This is a genomic window from Brevibacillus sp. MER 51 (genome assembly GCF_023714195.1).
In the GTDB taxonomy this organism is placed as follows: Bacteria; Bacillota; Bacilli; order Brevibacillales; family Brevibacillaceae; genus Brevibacillus.
In genome coordinates, this window is sequence record NZ_JAMAUS010000002.1 from 181009 (window position 1) to 198854 (window position 17846).

Annotated in this window: 25 protein-coding genes and 1 pseudogene; 5 read left to right on the plus strand and 21 right to left on the minus strand. The window is 44.4% G+C overall.

The annotated features are described in order from the left end of the window. Positions 1-55 precede the first annotated feature (55 nt). The 16 genes from dut to M3630_RS05280 form a co-directional block, all read right to left on the minus strand. Entirely contained in the window at positions 56-598 is a 543-nt protein-coding gene (dut, locus tag M3630_RS05210) for a dUTP diphosphatase (protein WP_251251460.1), read from the minus strand. Then, entirely contained in the window at positions 595-1020 is a 426-nt protein-coding gene (locus tag M3630_RS05215; protein ID WP_251251461.1) for a RusA family crossover junction endodeoxyribonuclease, read from the minus strand. The genes dut and M3630_RS05215 overlap by 4 nt, the downstream gene beginning before the upstream one ends. 233 nt (positions 1021-1253) lie before the next feature. Next, on the minus strand, positions 1254-1454 hold the full coding sequence (locus tag M3630_RS05220) for a hypothetical protein (protein ID WP_251251462.1): 201 nt from the start codon (positions 1452-1454) through the stop codon (positions 1254-1256). Between the two features lies 1 nt (position 1455). Beyond that, positions 1456-2313 carry an ATP-binding protein gene (locus M3630_RS05225; RefSeq protein ID WP_353057217.1) on the minus strand — a complete coding sequence of 286 codons (858 nt, stop codon included), beginning with the start codon at positions 2311-2313 and terminating at the stop codon, positions 1456-1458. Then, positions 2207-2929: a DnaD domain-containing protein gene (locus M3630_RS05230; protein ID WP_251251463.1), complete on the minus strand. Its 723-nt coding sequence runs from the start codon at positions 2927-2929 to the stop codon at positions 2207-2209. The genes M3630_RS05225 and M3630_RS05230 overlap by 107 nt, the downstream gene beginning before the upstream one ends. A 230-nt stretch (positions 2930-3159) precedes the next feature. Continuing rightward, the gene (locus M3630_RS05235; RefSeq protein WP_251251464.1) at positions 3160-3486 is read right to left on the minus strand and encodes a hypothetical protein; all 327 of its coding nucleotides are present in this window, start codon (positions 3484-3486) and stop codon (positions 3160-3162) included. Positions 3487-3495: 9 nt separating this feature from the next. Continuing rightward, positions 3496-3810, minus strand: coding sequence for an HNH endonuclease (locus M3630_RS31115; protein ID WP_353057215.1), 315 nt, complete (start codon positions 3808-3810; stop codon positions 3496-3498). Positions 3811-3822: 12 nt separating this feature from the next. After that, positions 3823-4248 (minus strand): single-stranded DNA-binding protein, encoded by a 426-nt coding sequence (locus M3630_RS05240; RefSeq protein ID WP_251251465.1) that lies wholly within the window; start codon positions 4246-4248, stop codon positions 3823-3825. Then, complete coding sequence (locus M3630_RS05245) at positions 4249-4890, minus strand: ERF family protein (RefSeq protein ID WP_251251466.1); 642 nt, start codon at positions 4888-4890, stop codon at positions 4249-4251. Positions 4891-4904: 14 nt separating this feature from the next. Continuing rightward, positions 4905-5159: a hypothetical protein gene (locus tag M3630_RS05250; RefSeq protein ID WP_251251467.1), complete on the minus strand. Its 255-nt coding sequence runs from the start codon at positions 5157-5159 to the stop codon at positions 4905-4907. 84 nt (positions 5160-5243) lie between these two features. Then, entirely contained in the window at positions 5244-5486 is a 243-nt protein-coding gene (locus M3630_RS05255) for a hypothetical protein (protein WP_251251468.1), read from the minus strand. Positions 5487-5711: 225 nt separating this feature from the next. Further along, the gene (locus M3630_RS05260) at positions 5712-6209 is read right to left on the minus strand and encodes a sigma-70 family RNA polymerase sigma factor (RefSeq protein WP_251251469.1); all 498 of its coding nucleotides are present in this window, start codon (positions 6207-6209) and stop codon (positions 5712-5714) included. A gap of 45 nt (positions 6210-6254) precedes the next feature. Continuing rightward, positions 6255-6974, minus strand: coding sequence for an ORF6C domain-containing protein (locus M3630_RS05265; RefSeq protein WP_251251470.1), 720 nt, complete (start codon positions 6972-6974; stop codon positions 6255-6257). Positions 6975-7008: 34 nt separating this feature from the next. Beyond that, a complete protein-coding gene (locus M3630_RS05270) occupies positions 7009-7173 on the minus strand; it encodes a hypothetical protein (RefSeq protein WP_251251471.1) in 165 nt (54 codons plus the stop codon). A 74-nt stretch (positions 7174-7247) separates the two neighbouring features. Next, the gene (locus M3630_RS05275; protein ID WP_251251472.1) at positions 7248-7463 is read right to left on the minus strand and encodes a hypothetical protein; all 216 of its coding nucleotides are present in this window, start codon (positions 7461-7463) and stop codon (positions 7248-7250) included. A gap of 125 nt (positions 7464-7588) precedes the next feature. Beyond that, positions 7589-7834, minus strand: coding sequence for a helix-turn-helix transcriptional regulator (locus M3630_RS05280; RefSeq protein WP_173611635.1), 246 nt, complete (start codon positions 7832-7834; stop codon positions 7589-7591). Between the two features lie 101 nt (positions 7835-7935). Here M3630_RS05280 and M3630_RS05285 point away from each other — a divergent pair, with 101 nt between their 5' ends. Beyond that, entirely contained in the window at positions 7936-8580 is a 645-nt protein-coding gene (locus M3630_RS05285) for a LexA family protein (RefSeq protein WP_251251473.1), read from the plus strand. An 8-nt stretch (positions 8581-8588) separates the two neighbouring features. Next, on the plus strand, positions 8589-10157 hold the full coding sequence (locus M3630_RS05290; RefSeq protein ID WP_251251474.1) for a recombinase family protein: 1569 nt from the start codon (positions 8589-8591) through the stop codon (positions 10155-10157). A gap of 26 nt (positions 10158-10183) precedes the next feature. On the opposite strand, the pseudogene sigK reads toward M3630_RS05290, so the two are convergent. Both sigK and M3630_RS05300 read right to left on the minus strand, forming a co-directional pair. Further along, a pseudogene (gene sigK / locus M3630_RS05295) lies at positions 10184-10615 on the minus strand (RNA polymerase sporulation sigma factor SigK); the annotation flags it as partial. A gap of 125 nt (positions 10616-10740) precedes the next feature. Further along, on the minus strand, positions 10741-11301 hold the full coding sequence (locus tag M3630_RS05300; RefSeq protein WP_251251475.1) for a hypothetical protein: 561 nt from the start codon (positions 11299-11301) through the stop codon (positions 10741-10743). Between the two features lie 110 nt (positions 11302-11411). On the opposite strand from M3630_RS05300, the gene M3630_RS05305 reads away from it, so the two are divergent. Beyond that, on the plus strand, positions 11412-11609 hold the full coding sequence (locus M3630_RS05305) for a hypothetical protein (protein WP_251251476.1): 198 nt from the start codon (positions 11412-11414) through the stop codon (positions 11607-11609). A 20-nt stretch (positions 11610-11629) separates the two neighbouring features. Here M3630_RS05305 and M3630_RS05310 read toward each other — a convergent pair whose 3' ends face one another. The 3 genes from M3630_RS05310 to M3630_RS05320 are packed head-to-tail and all read right to left on the minus strand — an operon-like array spanning position 11630 to position 13911. Next, positions 11630-12100 carry an ankyrin repeat domain-containing protein gene (locus M3630_RS05310; RefSeq protein WP_251251477.1) on the minus strand — a complete coding sequence of 157 codons (471 nt, stop codon included), beginning with the start codon at positions 12098-12100 and terminating at the stop codon, positions 11630-11632. Positions 12101-12137: 37 nt separating this feature from the next. Continuing rightward, the gene (locus M3630_RS05315; protein ID WP_173608421.1) at positions 12138-12566 is read right to left on the minus strand and encodes an immunity 22 family protein; all 429 of its coding nucleotides are present in this window, start codon (positions 12564-12566) and stop codon (positions 12138-12140) included. 19 nt (positions 12567-12585) lie between these two features. Further along, the gene (locus M3630_RS05320) at positions 12586-13911 is read right to left on the minus strand and encodes an SMI1/KNR4 family protein (RefSeq protein ID WP_251251478.1); all 1326 of its coding nucleotides are present in this window, start codon (positions 13909-13911) and stop codon (positions 12586-12588) included. Positions 13912-14095: 184 nt separating this feature from the next. On the opposite strand from M3630_RS05320, the gene M3630_RS05325 reads away from it, so the two are divergent. Together M3630_RS05325 and M3630_RS05330 are read left to right on the plus strand one after the other, a co-directional pair. Beyond that, positions 14096-15796, plus strand: coding sequence for a molecular chaperone HscC (locus M3630_RS05325; RefSeq protein WP_251251479.1), 1701 nt, complete (start codon positions 14096-14098; stop codon positions 15794-15796). Further along, complete coding sequence (locus M3630_RS05330; protein WP_251251480.1) at positions 15796-17844, plus strand: J domain-containing protein; 2049 nt, start codon at positions 15796-15798, stop codon at positions 17842-17844. Before M3630_RS05325 ends, M3630_RS05330 begins: the two co-directional genes overlap by 1 nt. Positions 17845-17846: the final 2 nt, after the last annotated feature.

Genomic DNA, 17846 nt, shown 5'->3' on the forward strand with positions numbered 1-17846 from the left:
TCCCTCATTTCTTCACGAATGACTCTCTTCTGCCATTCCATCCACTGTTCATGCGTCATGACCTCACCCCCGAACTGCCAAATCCACCTGTTCCCCGTTCCGTTTCGTCAAGATCGTCCACTACTTCAAACTGAGCTTTCGGGACGACTGCGATTACCCCTTGAGCCACTCGATCTCCCTTTTTGATCAGATAGGCCCCTTCATCCCGTTTTATTGGCTCCAAATTCATTCTCTCGAATACCGTTTTTCCGTTGATATGCAATATGGTTGGTTCTTCTCCGGGATAACGTTGACTTATATTGTCCATCAATACTTTCACCTCACCACGATATCCGGCATCCACAGTTCCAGGAGAATTTGAGACCCTCAGCTTTGTCTTGTCACTTACTCCTGAACGCGGTCTAATTTGCAATTCGTAACCTTCTGGCAGCGCAAAGGCCAAACCAGTCGGAACCCTCTTGCTTTCTCCGGGTAAGATAAGGACATCCTCAACAGCCACTAAGTCGAACCCAGCATCCATAGCCCTTGCGTATTGCGGAACCACCGCGTCTTGGTGCAGTTTCTTGATCTTCACATTCACCTGCTTTACTTCACTCATCCCGTTTGCCCCCTCATTTCGGTTACGTATAGTTCAATCCGCGGTTCAAATCCGTATACCTTAGTTGCCTCTACAGCAATGATTTGTTTGTCATCCTGCCAGACAACGCCATTTAATGCGTCCGTGCAACCTTTGATGAGATTGTCCAGGTCAGGTTTAGTCATGTGTGCCTTATTAAGCGCGTCCCATCGTTTCTTTTTGCTCCAACTCTCCGGTATTGGCATCACGAAGACCATTTTCAAAGCCAGTGGTGATGGGGTAGGTTGTCCAACTGTTGATTGGCTTGCTGCCGAACCAGCGATCTCTTGTTTGTAGGCGTAGTATTTTTTCGCGCGTGGGTCTACCCACTTCTGTCGTTGTGTGGTTCTCACAGCTCCCATTGGAGACACGTTGAAGATAAATTTTGATGCTTGTCCATTCATTTCTGAGGTTTCCCTCCTCTGACTACATTCAAATCATTATATGAATTTTGAAATGAAGGTCTAGGATGCTCTGTAATCAACCGTTTACTCATGCCCAGGTATTCAGTCGATTCTAATTCTTCCGTTGAAATTTACCCTGTTTCCGTCCGTCTGAGGCGTGTTAGCAGTATCGGAAGTATGTCTTCGCTGGACGCTTTGCGTAAGACTCCAGTTTGGTTGTTTTTCTGTCCTCTTTACGTTTTAAGTCCCGGCGCAATGATTGCTTGTTTGATTTCATTCAGGCTTACACCCCCGTGTTTGAGTCCTGATAAATCATGAGTTGGTGCTACGAGCATTTCGTCATCGCCTTTCAACACAATGAACTCTTCTGGCAAAACTGTGCTACGGGCGAAATCAACAACTGTGTATGTTTTCCCATGGTAGTCAATTTGCATTTCATTCCTCCCCTATCAGTCGATAATTCAATTCGAATGGATTGCCAGTTACTTCTACCGTGTAGTCCTTGCACATCTGCACCAATCTGGAACCAATCCCCTCGTCAGCCTTTACGATTTTCTCGAATGACCACTCGGACGATAGCATGATGGGCTTTTTTTCTAAGTAACGATAGTTCACGATCCCGAATAGCTGCTCTAACTGAAATGCTGTCGGGCCGCCGCGACCATGCTCGTCCATCGGTCTACCCTTGAACAAATCGTCTATGAATAGCAGCTCACATTCTTTGAGCATATTCACGCGCTTGTTCAGCAGGTCGAAATCGTCTTTTATTTCGTTCCAACCTTCCACCCAAGGGAAGTACGTTACGGGCACATTCTGATGCATCAGGTTGTTGCAAGCAGCCATGAGCAAATGAGTTTTCCCTACACCAGGATTCCCAAGGAACGCAATTGAATTTCTTCGTTCTTTACGTATCTTTTCAAAGTTCAGCGTGTATTCCTTAGCCACTTGCAATAACTCTTTTACAATGGCCGGGCGTCCGTCCAAGACAAAGTTTTTAAACCCTTTTTCTCTGAAATCCTCACTTATCTTGCTCGCAGTTAAAGTGCGTTTTTGCAGATAACAATTGCACCATTCCCAACTTTCACACTTTATCTCTCTAGTTTCGCTAATCCATTCACCGTCTACTAATTTGGAGAACACCTTGTCCTCATACCACGTCCGCAATATTCCTTGAGCTCCGTTGCACTTAGAGCAAGTTGTCTGGTTGGTTTGGATCGATGTCTCGTTTTTTGGTCGGGACTGTGAAGCCATCAAACGGGCTTGCTCCGCCCTTGCCACGATATCCTCCAGCATTTTGTCTAGCCCCTGCATATTGCTGTCCTCCTCTCGTGCGCTCATACTCAATTTGGAGCGCCTTCACATCAGCCAGCGTCTTTGCACCTTTGTTGAACCATGATTGCAAGCAGCTATTTGCGTAGCCCCAATTGCCTTTGTTGTTGATTACAGCTTCGTTCATTGCTGCGATGATTACATCTGGTGGAAAGTCTTCATGCCAGCCATCAATTGCTTGGCGTATAGTTGGTGAGAGACGACCTATGTTTTGTTCATAGAAAGAAAACGGATCATTATCATGCAGAACTATTTTTTCGTCTGTTGCGGCAGGGCTCTTTTCACTTCCCTTCTCTTCAACTTCTCTTCCCTTCCCTTCAGTTCTGTTCTCTTCAGTTCTCTTCTCTTCAGAAGGAATTTCTGGGAAATTCCCGGAATTTCCGGGAGGCTCCGGGAATTTAGACTTTGTTCTCTTGTGCAATCCGGTCTGATGGCGATCAAATTTATCTATCTGAATGAACTGATCTCCGCCTATTTCATACCACTGGATCAAGCCTTCTCGATGCAGGCTGCTCAAGGCTTCTTCAACATCTTTTATGGTCTTGTCCAGCATTGGGACAACCAATGCTTTTATCTTCATTGGTGAACCGAATAACCTTCCGAAGTCGTCTGCATGTGGTACCATCCATGTGAATAGGAGCATATGAAAAGTGTCGGACAACCCATTCACACGTTCTGATACACTGATGCTTTTACTGATCATCCGTCTTTCAGCCACAAAAGCCCTCCTTTCTGTTCCGACCTGTTCCCGACCGTTCCTAACACTTCCCAACCATTCCGGGAAATTCCCGGAATTTCCGAGAATTACGATTAAACTTCATCTTGTCTGCGATATATCGACTGCAAACCACTTAATTCAGCTTGGAGGGCCTTCGATGACTCTGATGCTGACTTGAACAACGATTCTGCCAAATCTCGTTTAAACTTCAGCTCTGCCAAGGTACCTCGCGCTACATCTGCGATAAGTGTCACCGGTAAACCTTCTGCTCGGAGCTTCAATATTTCTTGGCGTAAAGCAATGCGATAATCACGTTCTGCGCTGGCATATTCTTTTGCTTGAACATGTAGCTCTCGAGGAACACCGTCTAGTCTAGTAGCTACATTTCGAATCGCTGCTGCGATATCAAACAGATCCATGGCTCCTCCTTATGGACCGTATTGTTTTGGGTACAGACCTTTCAAATACTCCCCGATCCGATCTCGTACCACCTTGCTGCTATGCGCCAACTCGTGACAGCTGAGGCATAGCATAACTAGGTTGTCTTCTGTCCCTTTCCCGAGCTGCGATCTATAAACGTGACGGTGGCATTGCAGACCGTCTCCGCGAGTACATAAGATGCATTGTCCGTTGTCGCGCTCAAAAACCTTGGCGTAGGTTTGTGGCTTAATACGGCCCTGTTCCTTACGTTTAGGAGTACGCCGTTTGTGAACAGGTTTAGGCGCTGGATTAAATGGCATCATGTTTACCACCGACTAAAACGGCAAGTCGTCATCTGAAATGTTGATAGGCTTTCCAGCATTTGCGAACGGATCACCAAATGGGTCAAAATCGTTGTTAGCTGGCTTTTGTCCGTCTGTTTGTTGTCCTCCGCCCAGGAACTGTACATTCTCAGCAACAACCTCAGTCACGTACACCTTTTTTCCTTCTTTGTTGTCATAGCTGCGCGTCTGCATTCGTCCTTCAATGGCAGCTTGTCTACCTTTTCGCAAATAACTCGCGCACAAATCAGCAAGCTTTTGCCAAGCTACAATGTTGATGAAATCCGTTTCTTTCTCGCCTTGCTGATTCACACGCGGTCTGTTGACTGCAACGGTAAACGTAGCTACTGCAACGCCGTTTGGTGTATATCTAAGCTCAGGGTCTTTTGTTAGGTTGCCAATGAGAATGACTTTGTTCATCTAATTCTCTCCTTTATTCATTTCAGCCAATTTTTCGGTCAGATACTTTTCAATCTTCGCTTCATTCCAACCGTTGTTGATGCAGCCAAGGTAAAAATCATCAAATCCATCTAATGTACCTTTAAACGATTGATATTTTGCTTTAATTGTGGCGGACTTTTTCGACGTGACATTTGGTTCTGCTTTTTCACCACTTTTGGGCGGCTCAGTATTTCGTTGATCTACACCTTCATCTGCTTCCGGATCGTCACCAGTTGGAATCATGAACGCTTTCATGAGAGCGTACTTCTGTGCACCTGTAATGGCCTTGTATGGTCCTTTGTCACCCGCATCCTGACCTTCTCCAATCGTATTGAAGGTGATCGTTTCGCCACTATCCCCATCGAGGAATGTAAACTGCATATCAACCGTGCAAATGTATTCACGATTCCCTTTTTGATTGGTATGTTCTCGCGTAGAGTGACCAACGACACTCGGTATCATCATGACATTTCGTTCAGCTAGTTCTTCTCTGATCTTTTCAGATACATCCGATTCAGTGGCGTAAGTGTAATTGTGAAACTTGTTTTTGCCGCGTTTCTGAATATACTTGACTTGTTTCATGACTTGCGCCAGTTTCTTGACTAGCGTTTTTTCGCTCATATACAAGCCTCCTATCAATAAACCAGTTTTTTCTTCCATGCTTCTGGGTACTCATCTTGAGAAGGTTCTGCTGGTCTTCGTGGGACATTCAAATCTCTGTTCGGCCACAATGGATATACTTCTGGATTTTCACCACGGTCTGCTGCTTCTTTGTCCAGCATCTTCTTTATTTGCTCCATGCATCTTTCGTGTCCATCAAATCTATGCATACCATGCATTAGAGTTACAGATTGACGGGCATATTCACCGCATAAATCGCATGTATTCATAGTAAGTACTCCTAATATCGAGTTACATCGTGCCCCTACCTCTACACAATCGTTACAGCTCCACAGACTGCGCCACGCTCGATGTCAGACAACTTCCATTAGAGCCGAACTGTTTGACTGTTCCTCCAGTTCGTTAATTTCTGCCAATCTATATTCAATTTCGTCGTTCAAATCATGCATGCGTTTTTCTGCTGCTATGGCTTGATTTTTATGCAGCAGATATTCGTCGGAATGCTGATTCCATTCGGATTTCGCTTCATCTCTAAGCACAGAAAGATTGTCTATCTCCTTTTGGAGTTCTCTAATACGGATGTTGGACGGCTTCATGATTGACCTCCGTTCGACATTCGGTTAAAATAAGGCTCGGGTATATTGAGATTTGGCAGTCTGTTACGAGCAGACTGCTTTTTTCTTTTATTTGCTTGCTCAATTCACGTGTGATCTTTACACAGCTTTCATGCAAGCGCATATCGCCTACTGTCTTTGCGGTCATCATAAGTTGCTGGTAATAAGCTAGGGCCCTACGGCTATCCTGGTCGATCAGCTTGTCCATCACGCCATCAACTTCTTTCTCATAGCTTTTATGCGTTGATGTACCCGTTGTGGAGTAATCCCCATTTTTCTTCCTATTTGAAGATGAGTTAACCCAGAAAGAAGATAGTTTGTAATGATCGGTTCAATTCGCAGCGCCTCTCTTATCCTCTCCTGATTCACCACCTCCTCCTCTAATGAGTGTTGAGAAGGAATTACCTCTATAAGTAACGCTCCTGTTTCCTTAACTTTTTGATCGATCCGAACTGTCCGAACCTTGCTTCGATTATTTCGTTTGTAATAATCAAGAGCGCGATTTAATTCGGATCTTATTAAGACAACCGCATAAGTTGAGAACTTATAATTTAGCGATGGATCAAACTTCTTGACTGCTTTCATTAAACTCATGCACCCAATTTGAAACAGATCATCTTCATCCATATCGTATGGCGGCGTATAGTTGAAATGATTGATTGTATGTCTGACCAAATTGAGATGATCAGATATCTCGATGTTCATTTTAAAAACCCCACTTTCTTTAAAATGTTTGATTGCATGTTGCTTTTAACTGACAAATGTAAGCTGCTGATTTGCTTCCTCTACCTCGCGTAAAAGCTTTCCTTGTGGCGACCACTGTTTGAGATACTCCTTTGCCCTATCGCAATCTTTTAGCGCTGTATCCCTGTAGGACCCAACATTGAAGTAATCCTTGTAGTCACTCCAGATGGAACTGAATAGCTTGTCCCGAAGAGGCTTGTTTTGATATGCAGGCGTTTCTTTGCCGCCGACGATTGTGAGGATTTGATTTTTTGCTACCTTCTGCAAGGACAACTGTTGTCCGTAGTCGATGGTCATGTTATCCTCGAGCTTTTCAACGCGGGTTTCGATTTCTTGAGTCTTTTTGTCAATGGTGAAGATTGCTTGCAACTCTCTGCTGAGTCCGAGGTATGGGTTAACCACTTGTCGTTCCATTTCTTCGAACTTTGTGACATAGGCTGCTGTAAAGAGTACGCCTTTTTCGCCAGTCATTTTATTTGCAACCATGTCGCAACCTTTGCGGGTGAGAAAATAGCATTTTAGGGTTCTGTTTGTACTGTCTTGGTAGGTGCTTTCGATGAAGAAATCACTCACCCCAAAATTGGGGGCAGCAGTTTTTGTTAAAACTACTACATAACCATCGATATCTCTTAGTAAATGGTCATGTCGCTTTCCGATCATTTCGGCCACTTCTCGGCTATCCACCAACAACCGTCCATTTTCTTGAATGATTTGCAATTGACTCATGCTTTCATCTCCTTTTATTAGGAATTTTATGCCGTTATTCAACCGATTCCACCCGCAAAACTACACCTGGCGGTGCGTTTACTGTTTTGGCATGCTCGTTCGCCTGAAGTTGGGTATCGAACAACACGACATCATTTGTCCCTGGTACACGGACGTAACCGAAGTAAGACTGACAAAAATAAGCGGTTATCTTGTACATTCAGCATTCTCCTTTCAAAGCTTGTCCACCAAGGCGACTCCTAAGAGCCGCTGCTCAAACAAGAAACAGAATTGTCAACTAATTTCTTTGATCCTCCTTCTAGCTTCTTCTTTAAGTATTTGGATGCCCTCTGCCCTAATCTCATCCAAGATTTTTTCTCTTTCCTCAGGGGTTTTAACCATGCACGAGTCATCAATAAAGACGGTGGTTTCACCAAAGTGATATACAGCAGCAAACTTTCCGTTGTGCTTTTCCATCACTGCATCACCTCGATTTAACATATGCAGCACTGATTGTCCCCCTTTCCGATATTTTAATTATCAACAAAGGCATGACAAATAAACTTTTTTGCAAAAAGTTGTAAAAGTACTTATTGACGATAATCAACATATCACCTATAATTCGTTATAGATAATTAAATTATCGCTTTTGAATTATTTGGGGTGGAATGAATCTTAGCGAAGTAATCCGAAAACAACTCTTCAACGGTCGAATCAAGGATGGATGCAAGTAGGAACATAGTGTCTCTGCCAGGAGTAAATGTTCCGTTTTCGATCATTCGAATATAAACTGTAGACTTGTCAGCCAAACTTGCCAGTTTTGCTTGTGTTAAGCCTTTCATCTTACGCTTGTCTCTAAAGGCTGACCTTACCTGTGCCATTTATTTCCCTCCCTTCTTAGTTCAGATTATATTTGATAATTAGATTATCGTCAATACGTTTTTGATATTTTAATTATCACATTTGATAGGTGGTTTTTGTAATGCTTTTAGGTAAAGTTATTGCTGAGTTGAGGAACAAGAAGGGGTTAACCCAAGATCAGATGGCTGATATTTTGGGAATTAAGAGAGCGCGGTACAACTCTTGGGAAAACAATTTCGCGCGACCAGACATTGAAATGGTTAGCAAGCTAGCTGATTATCATAAAGTCTCTGTTGATTACCTTTTAGGAAGACAAGACTACTATCAAAATGTTGATAATGATCAAAATGGTATTTACCCCGAAGAACTTAGCATGGGTGTTCCGCTTGTTGGGACAATATGTGCAGGTGATGGTTTGCTCGCTCAACAAAACATTGAACAGTTTGTTCAGTACCCTTTGCAAAAGAATAAGCGTCCAGATTTCGCGTTGCGGGTACAAGGACAATCAATGCAAAATGCTGGCATAGATGATGGTGACATAGTATTTATGCGGAAAGCGAAATGGGCTGAATACAATGGGCAAATTGTTGCAGCAATTATAAATGGTGAAGATGGTACTTTAAAGCGGATAAAATGGTCTGTAGAGCAACCCTTTATTTCATTGATTCCGGAAAATGACGATTATGCAACTGTAAAGGCGTTGCCAAATGATGTCGTTATTTGTGGGGTTTACGCAGGACACTTTAAACCTGAAAAAGAACAGTAGGTGATCTGATGGTTGGGCATTTAGAAGGTGGAGAGTACTGGATATATCTTCGCAAATCGCGTGCTGATCTAGATGCAGAAGCGCGCGGAGACGGTGAAACACTTGCAAGACACAAAAAAGCACTAATGAAACTCGCAAGGGATTATATGATTAGCATTACAGAAGTGTTTGAAGAAATCGCTTCAGGTGAAAGTATCATTCACCGAGATGCTATGTTGAAAATGCTGAATTTATTAGAAGAAAAAAAACCTAAAGGCGTCCTTGTTATGGATTTAGATCGCTTGGGCCGCGGGAACATGCAAGAACAAGGATTAATCCTGGAAACTTTTCGAACCGCAAGTACTAAAATCATCACACCCCGCAAAATTTACGATCTCAATAACGAATTTGATGAGGAATATAGTGAGTTTGAAGCCTTTATGGCTAGAAAAGAGTTAAAGATAATTACGCGTCGTTTGCAAAGCGGTCGTATACGCTCTGTAGAGGAAGGTAATTACATTGGCACCCGTCCGCCATTCGGATATAGCATATTTTATGATGAAAAAGGCGGTCGTTACTTGGTACCTAATGAAGAACAAGCCAACACTGTGAGAATGATTTTTGATTGGTACACACATCAAGATCCTGAAAAGAGAATTGGCAGTAGAAAAATTGCGAACAGTTTAAATCAGTTAAAAATCCCTTCATACACAGGAAAGCAATGGGAAGCTTCATCAATCATCAATATTTTAAAAAATGCTGTGTATATTGGTAAAATCCAATGGAAAAAGAAGAAAACTAAAAAGTCTACAGAGCCAGGAACAAGAAGAAGCGTTACGTCTCTCCCTAAAAACGAGTGGATAACGGCAAATGGCAAACATGACCCAATTATAGATGAGCAGGTTTACAATAAAGCTCAGGATATCCTTGCTGGAAAATATCACATTCCTTACCATTTAGAAAATGGTAAGCCAAAAATCTCCACTTCACTAGCTGGTTTGGTAAAATGCGGAAAATGTGGGTCTACAATGGTGTACAGGCCATACACAGGCCAAGCTGCACATTTAATTTGTACAACCAAATCATGTAATAACAAAAGCGCTCGATATGAATTTGTTGAAAACCGTTTGCTTCAAGCTTTAGATGAATGGCTCCATGATCTTCAAGTCAAACTAGATGATACTGATCATATTGGTGAAAACCATGAGCTAGAATACAAAAAAAACGCCTTAGTTTCCCTTGAGCGAGAGCTCAAAGAACTGGCATCTCAGAAAGACAAGTTATTCGATCTTCTAGAAAGAGGTATCTATGATGAGGCGACATTCCTCGAAAGATCAAAACGGATCTCAGAAAGAATGTTGGAGGCAAATAATGCGATACTACAAACAAAAAAATCAATTGAAAATGAAATAAATTTGATTGAAACACAGGAGAAGATAATCCCAGAGGTTCAAACGGTGGTTGGTTTAATTAAACGTACCGATGATCCATTAAGAAAAAACTCGCTCTTGAAGAAAATTATCAATCACGCGGTTTACACAAAAGAACAGCATCAACAAGGAAATTCTTTCTCCTTGAGACTACTGCCACGCATTTAGTTTATCCAACACGTCTATGGTTTCGATGTAAATTCATTGCCTTCTTTATCCGTCCCGATTGGGTCGTGCAAGGAAACATCTTTTTTGGTTTTTTTCAAACTTCTCAGATGCATGAGGATTTCATTCTCAATACAACGCGCAGCATACGTAGCCAGCTTGGTTCCCTTATCCACCTGATAACTCTCGATTGCTTTGATCAGGCCGATGGTACCGATGGAAATCAGATCTTCACTGTCCTCACCCGTGTTCTCGAATTTCTTCACAATATGCGCCACCAAACGCAAATTGTGCTCAATCAGCTTGTTGCGGGCGTAAGGGTCGCCTTTGGCCATGAGTCGGAGGTACTTTTCTTCTTCGGTGTCCTGAAGCGGTTGCGGGAAGGCATTGTTCTTGACATAAGCCACAAAAACAAGAAGTTCTTTAAAAACAAGGGAAAGCGCCGCGATAATGCTGGACATGGCTGCCACCTCCACGTCTGGAATAGCTTACTTCTATCCTTATGTGGGCGGTCGCCTATATGTGCATGTACGCTAAAATAACCGAGTGAATAAGCGAATCCTTCTTTGTACAAAGACGTACTCGGTTAGTGGCTGATTAAACGAAGGTAAATGAACACGAGCGAGTCAGATATTCCAAAAACCGCATGGTCATCCCAATCGTCTTTTATCGAAATAATTTCAAGATTACTTAATTGCGGTTGTAAAAATTGAATAAACTCCTCAGACACACCATCTTCTCTCAGTTCCTTATTCAAGTTTTCCATGTACGCTGCACTGTTCATGCGTTTCATTTGATTCGGATTTATATACTGAGGAAAAATATGGGTATGTAAAATATGAACGATCTCCTCTTTTGAGAAATCATCTCCATAAAAATCAGACCAACTCTCCCAATGATGGACATACTTTTTAAAAACACCTACAAAGGCATCTTCCCATGACATGAATTGTTTTCTGGGGGAAAATACCAAGGTACCCGTGAAGCCGCCTTGCTTAACATATTGATTAAGTCTACCATCGACAATTAAAACACTATCCAATGGGAGATAAATGACGTAAATCTCCCTCTGGCTTAGTTGAAAATGTAACCATTTTTCGGCGAACACCTCTTTGTATTCAACTAAGTTTTTTATGTTGTCGGGCATATGAGCCTCCCTATCGTTTTCGTTACAATATTTTTAAAAAATTATATTTTTTGGTACAATGATCCAAACAAATTAGCATATCCAAACCAAACTTATTGGAGTGATTACTCATGCTAGAATTTGGCGCTGTGTCGCTCGAATGGGGTACGTTACTCATTCAGCTCTTTGTCTTCCTCATGCCTTTAGCCCTTTTCATTGCTTGCTGCATTTTCATCGTAAAACGCACAGGAACCAAGCAAAAAGCCTTCGACGAGCTGGAAAAACGCGTCGCCGCACTCGAACAAGAAAGAAAGCGTCCGAAATCATAACGGACGCTTTCCTTTTTCCCCTATTCAAATAATGCCATCATCTCTTCGTCTTCTCTCTCTCGCGCTATATCGTATGGTGTTTGCCCCTCCATATCCTTTTGGTTAGGATTCGCACCTTTACCCAGGAGCAGCTCTACCACATCCACACGCTCCTCTCCATCCGCTACCTGTGTGTGCAGCGGAGTACTTCCATCATGAGCGCTGGCATGTATGTCTGCACCGTGGGCGATGAGCGCCTCTGCAACCTCTGGATAGAGTGCAATATGCAACGGGGTAATGCCCTCATCGTTTTTCGCATGAACATCTGCTCCCTGTGCCACCAAGTACGCAATAAGGTCGACATCGTCTGTCATCACAGCTCCATGCAGTACGGAAAACTCATACTCATCCTTTTCATGTAGCAATTCCGGCTGTTGCGTGACGATCTTCTTTACGAGCTCAATATCTCCCAGTTCAGCCGCATCGTATAAATCTGCGAATTTGTAAGCCATGTCTGCCTCCCCTAACTTATGTATTTCTCCCTGTTCCTTACCGCTCCTCTGTTTCAAAGACAAGTTTGGCGAGCAGGACCAGCGGTGAGTCTTTTTCTTGCCCATCCTCAGTGAGTTCGAACAGTTTTTCGTTAATCGGACCGTACCTCGATTCATTGCCGTACAGCAAAATGACATGTGGGTACTTGCCAATCTCCTCTGTTAGCTTTTTCGGCCATTCTTTTCTGTCGAGTGTTGCATTCATCGCATATTCGTTTTCCAAATACGTCAAAAAGTCCGCTCTGGCCTCTGCATCCTGTACCTCATGCACTTCAAAAAAATCCTCGTCTACCCATTCAAGACCCGATGCTGTTAAAAAGCCAGACGGTATCACTTCCCCGTCCTCGTCGTAAACCGGAGTCAGAAAATCCGCTAGCTCATCAGAAGACTGCAAGGTTGTTCCCCATACCGTTACCACATTTCTCATAGTAATTCCCCCCCCTCGTCTACTGCTTTACTGTTTCCAAGAAAGAGCGAATGCGATCTACACGCTCCTTTTCCTTGCGCAGAATGGCTTTCTCGTACGCTATATCCAACAACCGATTGATTTCTTCCCAATTCGCCTCACCGGAAAGCGAGTCACCATTTGTTAGCATTTTCCCCCAAGCACTTAATGCAATCTGCCGCTGTGCTTCATTTCCGTCCAGCCAACGAATCAGATCATCCCATTGTGGACGGGACACCGCGAAAAGCTCATCCCAGCCTTCAATCGGGTACGCCACATGCGGTTCCATCCATAAAATGACTTCTCGGGAGCGAAAGTGATGCAAATGACTGTTGGCAGCATATCCTACCAAACATTCTTTTCTGGCAACGACTTCATCCATTTCAGCCAAAACTCGCTGTAACCCCTCTTCTTCGGGCAAACAAGCTGCCGTTACATATGCACGCAAGGTTGAGCCTATACGTTCATAATGTGGCCCGGACTTCCATAGCGAGCGCACCCAGCCCTCTGCCTTCTTGCCTACTGTCTCGACAATGAGCTGGCACCAAAGTAACAGATTGCTTGATGAGGTTTCCTGCTCGATTTGCGTTACCCATTTTTGTAAAACTCGCTCCCAATCGTACTGAGTAAATGCCTCTTGGATACGCGAATCTCCTGCACCATGCATTTTGGCAAACAAGACTAGCTTTTCGAAATCTTGCGCTGCCTCTTCAAAGGTTAGCGTCCGATAGATTTGCAGCCATTCTTTCCACTCTTGTGCGACTTGTCCCTCGACATCGAGTCCATCTGCACCGGCGAGTGCTTCATAATTCCAGCACTCTGCCCCAATACAGCCCAACTCCGTGACCCGCTCTATGAACTCTGTGAAGCTTTTGCCGAGCAATAGGAATTCGTCTGTCTCATGCCCCCAGGAATAAACGGGCGGGTCATCCACGCCTGTCGACAAATCGATGAGCAGCATGTCGCCATTCCCACCGACGTGAAAACAGAGATACCTTTTCTCGTCCTCACTCTCTTCGTCCCCACCAAAGTACGGCCACTCAAAAGCATCCAATGACCATCCCAAATCCCCACTCAGCGAAAAAGGGTCTAACGCTCGAGATGGCAACGACCAATTTATTTGAACCTGACTACTACCCGCAAGCAAAATAGTCCGGATCGTCGCGGGAAATCTGATCCCGAGACTTTCCTCTCTACTCTCGATTTCTTCCAGCCTTGCTGGTGGTTCTATAGTGAGCGGCCAAACCTGAGCACCTTGTCGCTCCATATCATGCATAAGTAACTTCCACGTTTCAAACCACTTTTCCATTCGCTGCTGCATTGGCATAACGACCTCTCTCGTCTGTCGTTTTCTATCTTAGGAATTCTATATCTATTTTCGTTATCTAAAATTCGATTTCATATCCTACTAAAGCACCAATTATATCCATTTTTTTCATGGTAAAATTATCTACAAAGTAACTATTTTTGCCGATATTAGTAGAAAAAACTCGGAAATGAGGACCTAGCTGATGACCACCATAGGAATTGATTTGGGCACGACGAACAGTCTGGTGGCCTACTGGACTGAAAATGGACCCGTGCTCATTCCAAACGCGCTCGGAGAAACACTGACTCCTTCTGTTGTCAGCGTCGATGAGAATGGCGAGATCTTGATTGGAAAAATCGCCAGAGAGCGTCTCTTGACTCACCCAGATCGTACAGCTTCTACCTTCAAACGGTTTATGGGGACAGAAAAAAGATACCAACTGGGGAGATATTCCTTTTCTGCAGAAGACCTTTCCTCCTTTGTGATTAAATCTTTGAAGGCGGATGCAGAGGCTCATTTAGGGCATCCCGTTCACGAAGCGGTTATCAGTGTGCCTGCCTATTTCAACGACACACAACGCAAAGCGACCAAGCGAGCAGCAGAGCTTGCTGGACTAAAAGTGGAGCGCTTAATCAGCGAACCGACTGCTGCCGCGATCTCATATGGGCTCCATCAGGAGGAATCGGAGACACAATTCCTCGTATTCGATTTAGGTGGCGGAACGTTTGACGTTTCTATTTTGGAAATGTTCGAAGGTGTGATGGAAGTAAAATCAATCGCTGGAGACAACTTTTTGGGCGGCGAAGACTTTACCGATCTGATCGCCTCTTATTTCATAGAAGCCCATCGACTCGATATCAACACGCTGGACAGTAAAACGCGTTCGTCCATCCACAAACAAGCTGAGTTGTGCAAGCGCGCCTTGTTTTTGGACCAAGAAGGGAAAATGAGTGTCAATATCCAGGGAGAGCTGGTTGAAACGACTCTCAGCCGGAATCAGCTGGAAGATCTCGCGTTTCCCCTGCTGCAACGACTGCGTCAGCCAATCGAGCGCGCTTTGAGAGACGCCTCCATCTCACCTCGGGAATTGGACGCAATCGTGCTTATTGGTGGTGCGACGCGGATGCCGCTTATCAAATCCATTGTAAGCAAAATATTTGGGCGACTGCCCTATTCCCATATTAATCCCGATGAGGCTGTTGCATTGGGAACAGCGATTCAAGCAGCACTCAAGGAACGCAACGAGGCGTTAAACGAGCTAGTATTAACAGATGTTTGCCCATACACACTCGGTACGGGTATTGTACAAACCATGGCAAACGGCAAACACGAGGATGGCTACTTCTTTCCGATCATCGAGCGCAATACGCCAATCCCGGTCAGCCGGGTAGAACGGTTATACACCGTTCTCGATTATCAACGCTCCATTCTCGTTGACGTGTATCAAGGCGAAAGCCGACGGGTCGAACATAACCTCAAGCTTGGCGAACTGAATGTAAAAGTTCCCCCTGCCAAAAAGGGCGAGGAGTCTATCGATGTTCGTTACACATATGATATCAACGGGATTCTCGAAGTCGAAGTGACTGTCGTATCTACAGGGGTCAAAACCAAGGCCGTCATCGAAAAAAATCCGGGCAGCCTTTCACCAAAAGAAATTGAGGAGCGTTTTCAAGCCCTTCAAAACATTAAGATCCACCCCAGGGAACGAACTGAAAATCGATTGCTTCTGGCAAAAGGCGAGCGTATGTATGAGGAAGCGTTGGGCGAAAACCGTATGATCATTGCGAATTACTTACGCCGATTTGAAAGTGTCCTGTCCACCCAAAATGATAGAGACATTGCCAAAGCAGCAGAAGAATTGAAGCAACAGCTGGACATGTTTGAAGGGTGGAATGAGTATTAATGGGGATTTGGGAGATTCTCGGGATTGAACCGACGGACAATCCTGCCCAGATAAAAAAGGCTTATGCAAAAAAGTTGAAGGTGCATAATCCGGAAGTTGATCCTGAAGGCTTTCAGCGATTGCGAGAGGCGTACGACCTCGCCCTGAAGTTCACGGGCAATGACAAGCGGAATCGCAGGATCGAAGAAACGCCCCTACCTGAAAAAAGACAGCTGGATAGTGAGGAAAATCATGAATCGCAAGAAGAGACGATTCCCCTCCAGCCGCCGAGACGACAATATGATCTGTGGCATTCTGAACCAGCAGAAGGAGAGCAGCCTACCTACGATCCACCGCAGCGGCTCACACTGTTTGACAGGTTTTTAGAGGAAACAACGCAAGAAGTAGTCTCTGTAGAAGAAACCCCTATTCCCAAGCGGTACAATTTCACGGAGAGCTACGATCATTCCGAACGCTCCATGAACCCCGATGATATGGTGGAGCGTTTTTTCCGCCGTACGCAAATGTTGTACGACAACTATCACGAGCGTATCCAGCTTGAAAACTGGCGTGAGTTGCTGAATGACGAGGCGATGTGGAATGTCGGCTGCCATCAACTCATCGATACGCGATTTCTCCACTTTTTAGAAGAACACTATCACTTGCCTCATGAGGTGTGGAAGTTGCTCGATTCCCATTTTCAATGGCGGGAGAAATCGGAAAAGCACGCAAACCAGCTCTCAGGACGTTTTGTCGCGTACCTGAACGGCCAGCTCAATCAGACCTTCACGCTGCGTTACCACTCTTTTGACAATCGCGATGACCTGGATATTGAAGCGTTTCTAGAATGGCGCAGCGATGCGTTATTTGCCCTCATGGAAAATGATTGCGAATCGGCTCAGAACTATTTGGCAAAAGCACATGCTCTGTACGCGCTTGACCCCGATTTGATCCGTTTACAGGGCGAATATTTTTTGCGAACCGGAAATAAGAATCGAGCCTTTCATACCTTTGATCAATTGATACGTCTTGACCCAAATAACATCGATGCGTATTTGTGCCGAGCCCGACTTTTCCTCGAAAAGGGAGATGCCGCCGATGCGATCAAAGATTGCGAGGAAATCCTCACTCGCATGCCAGAACTGTGGGACGCTCGCAGCTTGCTAGGGAAAGGTTATCTTCAGCTGGGCGAATGGGAGAAGGCTCAAGTGGTTTTTCAGGAGATGCTTTCGCATAATCCCTCCGATATCGACGCAAAGATATGCCTGACGCAAATACATTCTCCGTTTAACAAGAGCTCCGAACCGGCTGTGAACAAGCAAGCCAAAGCCGCTAGAAGAAAAACGTTGAAAGCCCTCGGGCTTCCTGGCAAGGTAGCAAGGTTCAAGCAATTTTTTGCCCTCTACACGAGACGTAACATTTGGACGATTATTTTTCTCCTTCTGCTCCATTACGCTATGTTTGCTGTCGTATCCATGAAGCTGGAGATGACTTCGGAGCAGATGTTTGACTCCTTGGTCAATAAATATAATCCTGTCCAATTGAAGACGATGGATGAGTTGAAACAAACTCCCCTTGGCTACCAGGTGGAGTTTACATTGACCAAAGCATCTTATATCAATTTGCTCCGCGTCTATGACACAGAGAAGCATCCCGAGCCAAAAGCTGAGTTCATTCCTGCCGCCAAAGCCGAAGAGCGAGATCTGTTAAACTCTGAGACAGGCTATGTAAATATAGGTTATCTGGATCAACAAGCGATCATTGTCATTACGGACTACGACCATGCCAAGAAAATTCATGACAAGCAATCCATAACGATGCGAGGCACGCTGAAGGCGATACCGGATGGGGAGATGTTGCCTGTCATTGTGAATGCTTTGGAAAAACGAAAGCATCCCTACCAGTCGATTCTTTTGACTGATATGTATATCAATGCCAAGCCTGACTTGGAGGAAAAAGGATGGACGGGATCATGGCTTCTGGGCATTCTCGCGATGATTTCCATGTTGTATTACATCCGCATCATTCGTGAGATTCCCAAAACTCGCAAAGCATTGACATTCCACTAAAG

Bases quoted from the DNA above. Each gene is read 5' to 3' on its own strand.
- dut (WP_251251460.1), bottom strand. From the start codon at position 598: ATGAGTGAAGTAAAGCAGGTGAATGTGAAGATCAAGAAACTGCACCAA.
- M3630_RS05215 (WP_251251461.1), bottom strand. From the start codon at position 1,020: ATGAATGGACAAGCATCAAAATTTATCTTCAACGTGTCTCCAATGGGA.
- M3630_RS05220 (WP_251251462.1), bottom strand. From the start codon at position 1,454: ATGCAAATTGACTACCATGGGAAAACATACACAGTTGTTGATTTCGCC.
- M3630_RS05225 (WP_353057217.1), bottom strand. From the start codon at position 2,313: ATGCTGGAGGATATCGTGGCAAGGGCGGAGCAAGCCCGTTTGATGGCT.
- M3630_RS05230 (WP_251251463.1), bottom strand. From the start codon at position 2,929: ATGAAGATAAAAGCATTGGTTGTCCCAATGCTGGACAAGACCATAAAA.
- M3630_RS05235 (WP_251251464.1), bottom strand. From the start codon at position 3,486: ATGGATCTGTTTGATATCGCAGCAGCGATTCGAAATGTAGCTACTAGA.
- M3630_RS31115 (WP_353057215.1), bottom strand. From the start codon at position 3,810: ATGATGCCATTTAATCCAGCGCCTAAACCTGTTCACAAACGGCGTACT.
- M3630_RS05240 (WP_251251465.1), bottom strand. From the start codon at position 4,248: ATGAACAAAGTCATTCTCATTGGCAACCTAACAAAAGACCCTGAGCTT.
- M3630_RS05245 (WP_251251466.1), bottom strand. From the start codon at position 4,890: ATGAGCGAAAAAACGCTAGTCAAGAAACTGGCGCAAGTCATGAAACAA.
- M3630_RS05250 (WP_251251467.1), bottom strand. From the start codon at position 5,159: ATGAATACATGCGATTTATGCGGTGAATATGCCCGTCAATCTGTAACT.
- M3630_RS05255 (WP_251251468.1), bottom strand. From the start codon at position 5,486: ATGAAGCCGTCCAACATCCGTATTAGAGAACTCCAAAAGGAGATAGAC.
- M3630_RS05260 (WP_251251469.1), bottom strand. From the start codon at position 6,209: ATGAACATCGAGATATCTGATCATCTCAATTTGGTCAGACATACAATC.
- M3630_RS05265 (WP_251251470.1), bottom strand. From the start codon at position 6,974: ATGAGTCAATTGCAAATCATTCAAGAAAATGGACGGTTGTTGGTGGAT.
- M3630_RS05270 (WP_251251471.1), bottom strand. From the start codon at position 7,173: ATGTACAAGATAACCGCTTATTTTTGTCAGTCTTACTTCGGTTACGTC.
- M3630_RS05280 (WP_173611635.1), bottom strand. From the start codon at position 7,834: ATGGCACAGGTAAGGTCAGCCTTTAGAGACAAGCGTAAGATGAAAGGC.
- M3630_RS05285 (WP_251251473.1), top strand. From the start codon at position 7,936: ATGCTTTTAGGTAAAGTTATTGCTGAGTTGAGGAACAAGAAGGGGTTA.
- M3630_RS05290 (WP_251251474.1), top strand. From the start codon at position 8,589: ATGGTTGGGCATTTAGAAGGTGGAGAGTACTGGATATATCTTCGCAAA.
- M3630_RS05300 (WP_251251475.1), bottom strand. From the start codon at position 11,301: ATGCCCGACAACATAAAAAACTTAGTTGAATACAAAGAGGTGTTCGCC.
- M3630_RS05305 (WP_251251476.1), top strand. From the start codon at position 11,412: ATGCTAGAATTTGGCGCTGTGTCGCTCGAATGGGGTACGTTACTCATT.
- M3630_RS05310 (WP_251251477.1), bottom strand. From the start codon at position 12,100: ATGGCTTACAAATTCGCAGATTTATACGATGCGGCTGAACTGGGAGAT.
- M3630_RS05315 (WP_173608421.1), bottom strand. From the start codon at position 12,566: ATGAGAAATGTGGTAACGGTATGGGGAACAACCTTGCAGTCTTCTGAT.
- M3630_RS05320 (WP_251251478.1), bottom strand. From the start codon at position 13,911: ATGCCAATGCAGCAGCGAATGGAAAAGTGGTTTGAAACGTGGAAGTTA.
- M3630_RS05325 (WP_251251479.1), top strand. From the start codon at position 14,096: ATGACCACCATAGGAATTGATTTGGGCACGACGAACAGTCTGGTGGCC.
- M3630_RS05330 (WP_251251480.1), top strand. From the start codon at position 15,796: ATGGGGATTTGGGAGATTCTCGGGATTGAACCGACGGACAATCCTGCC.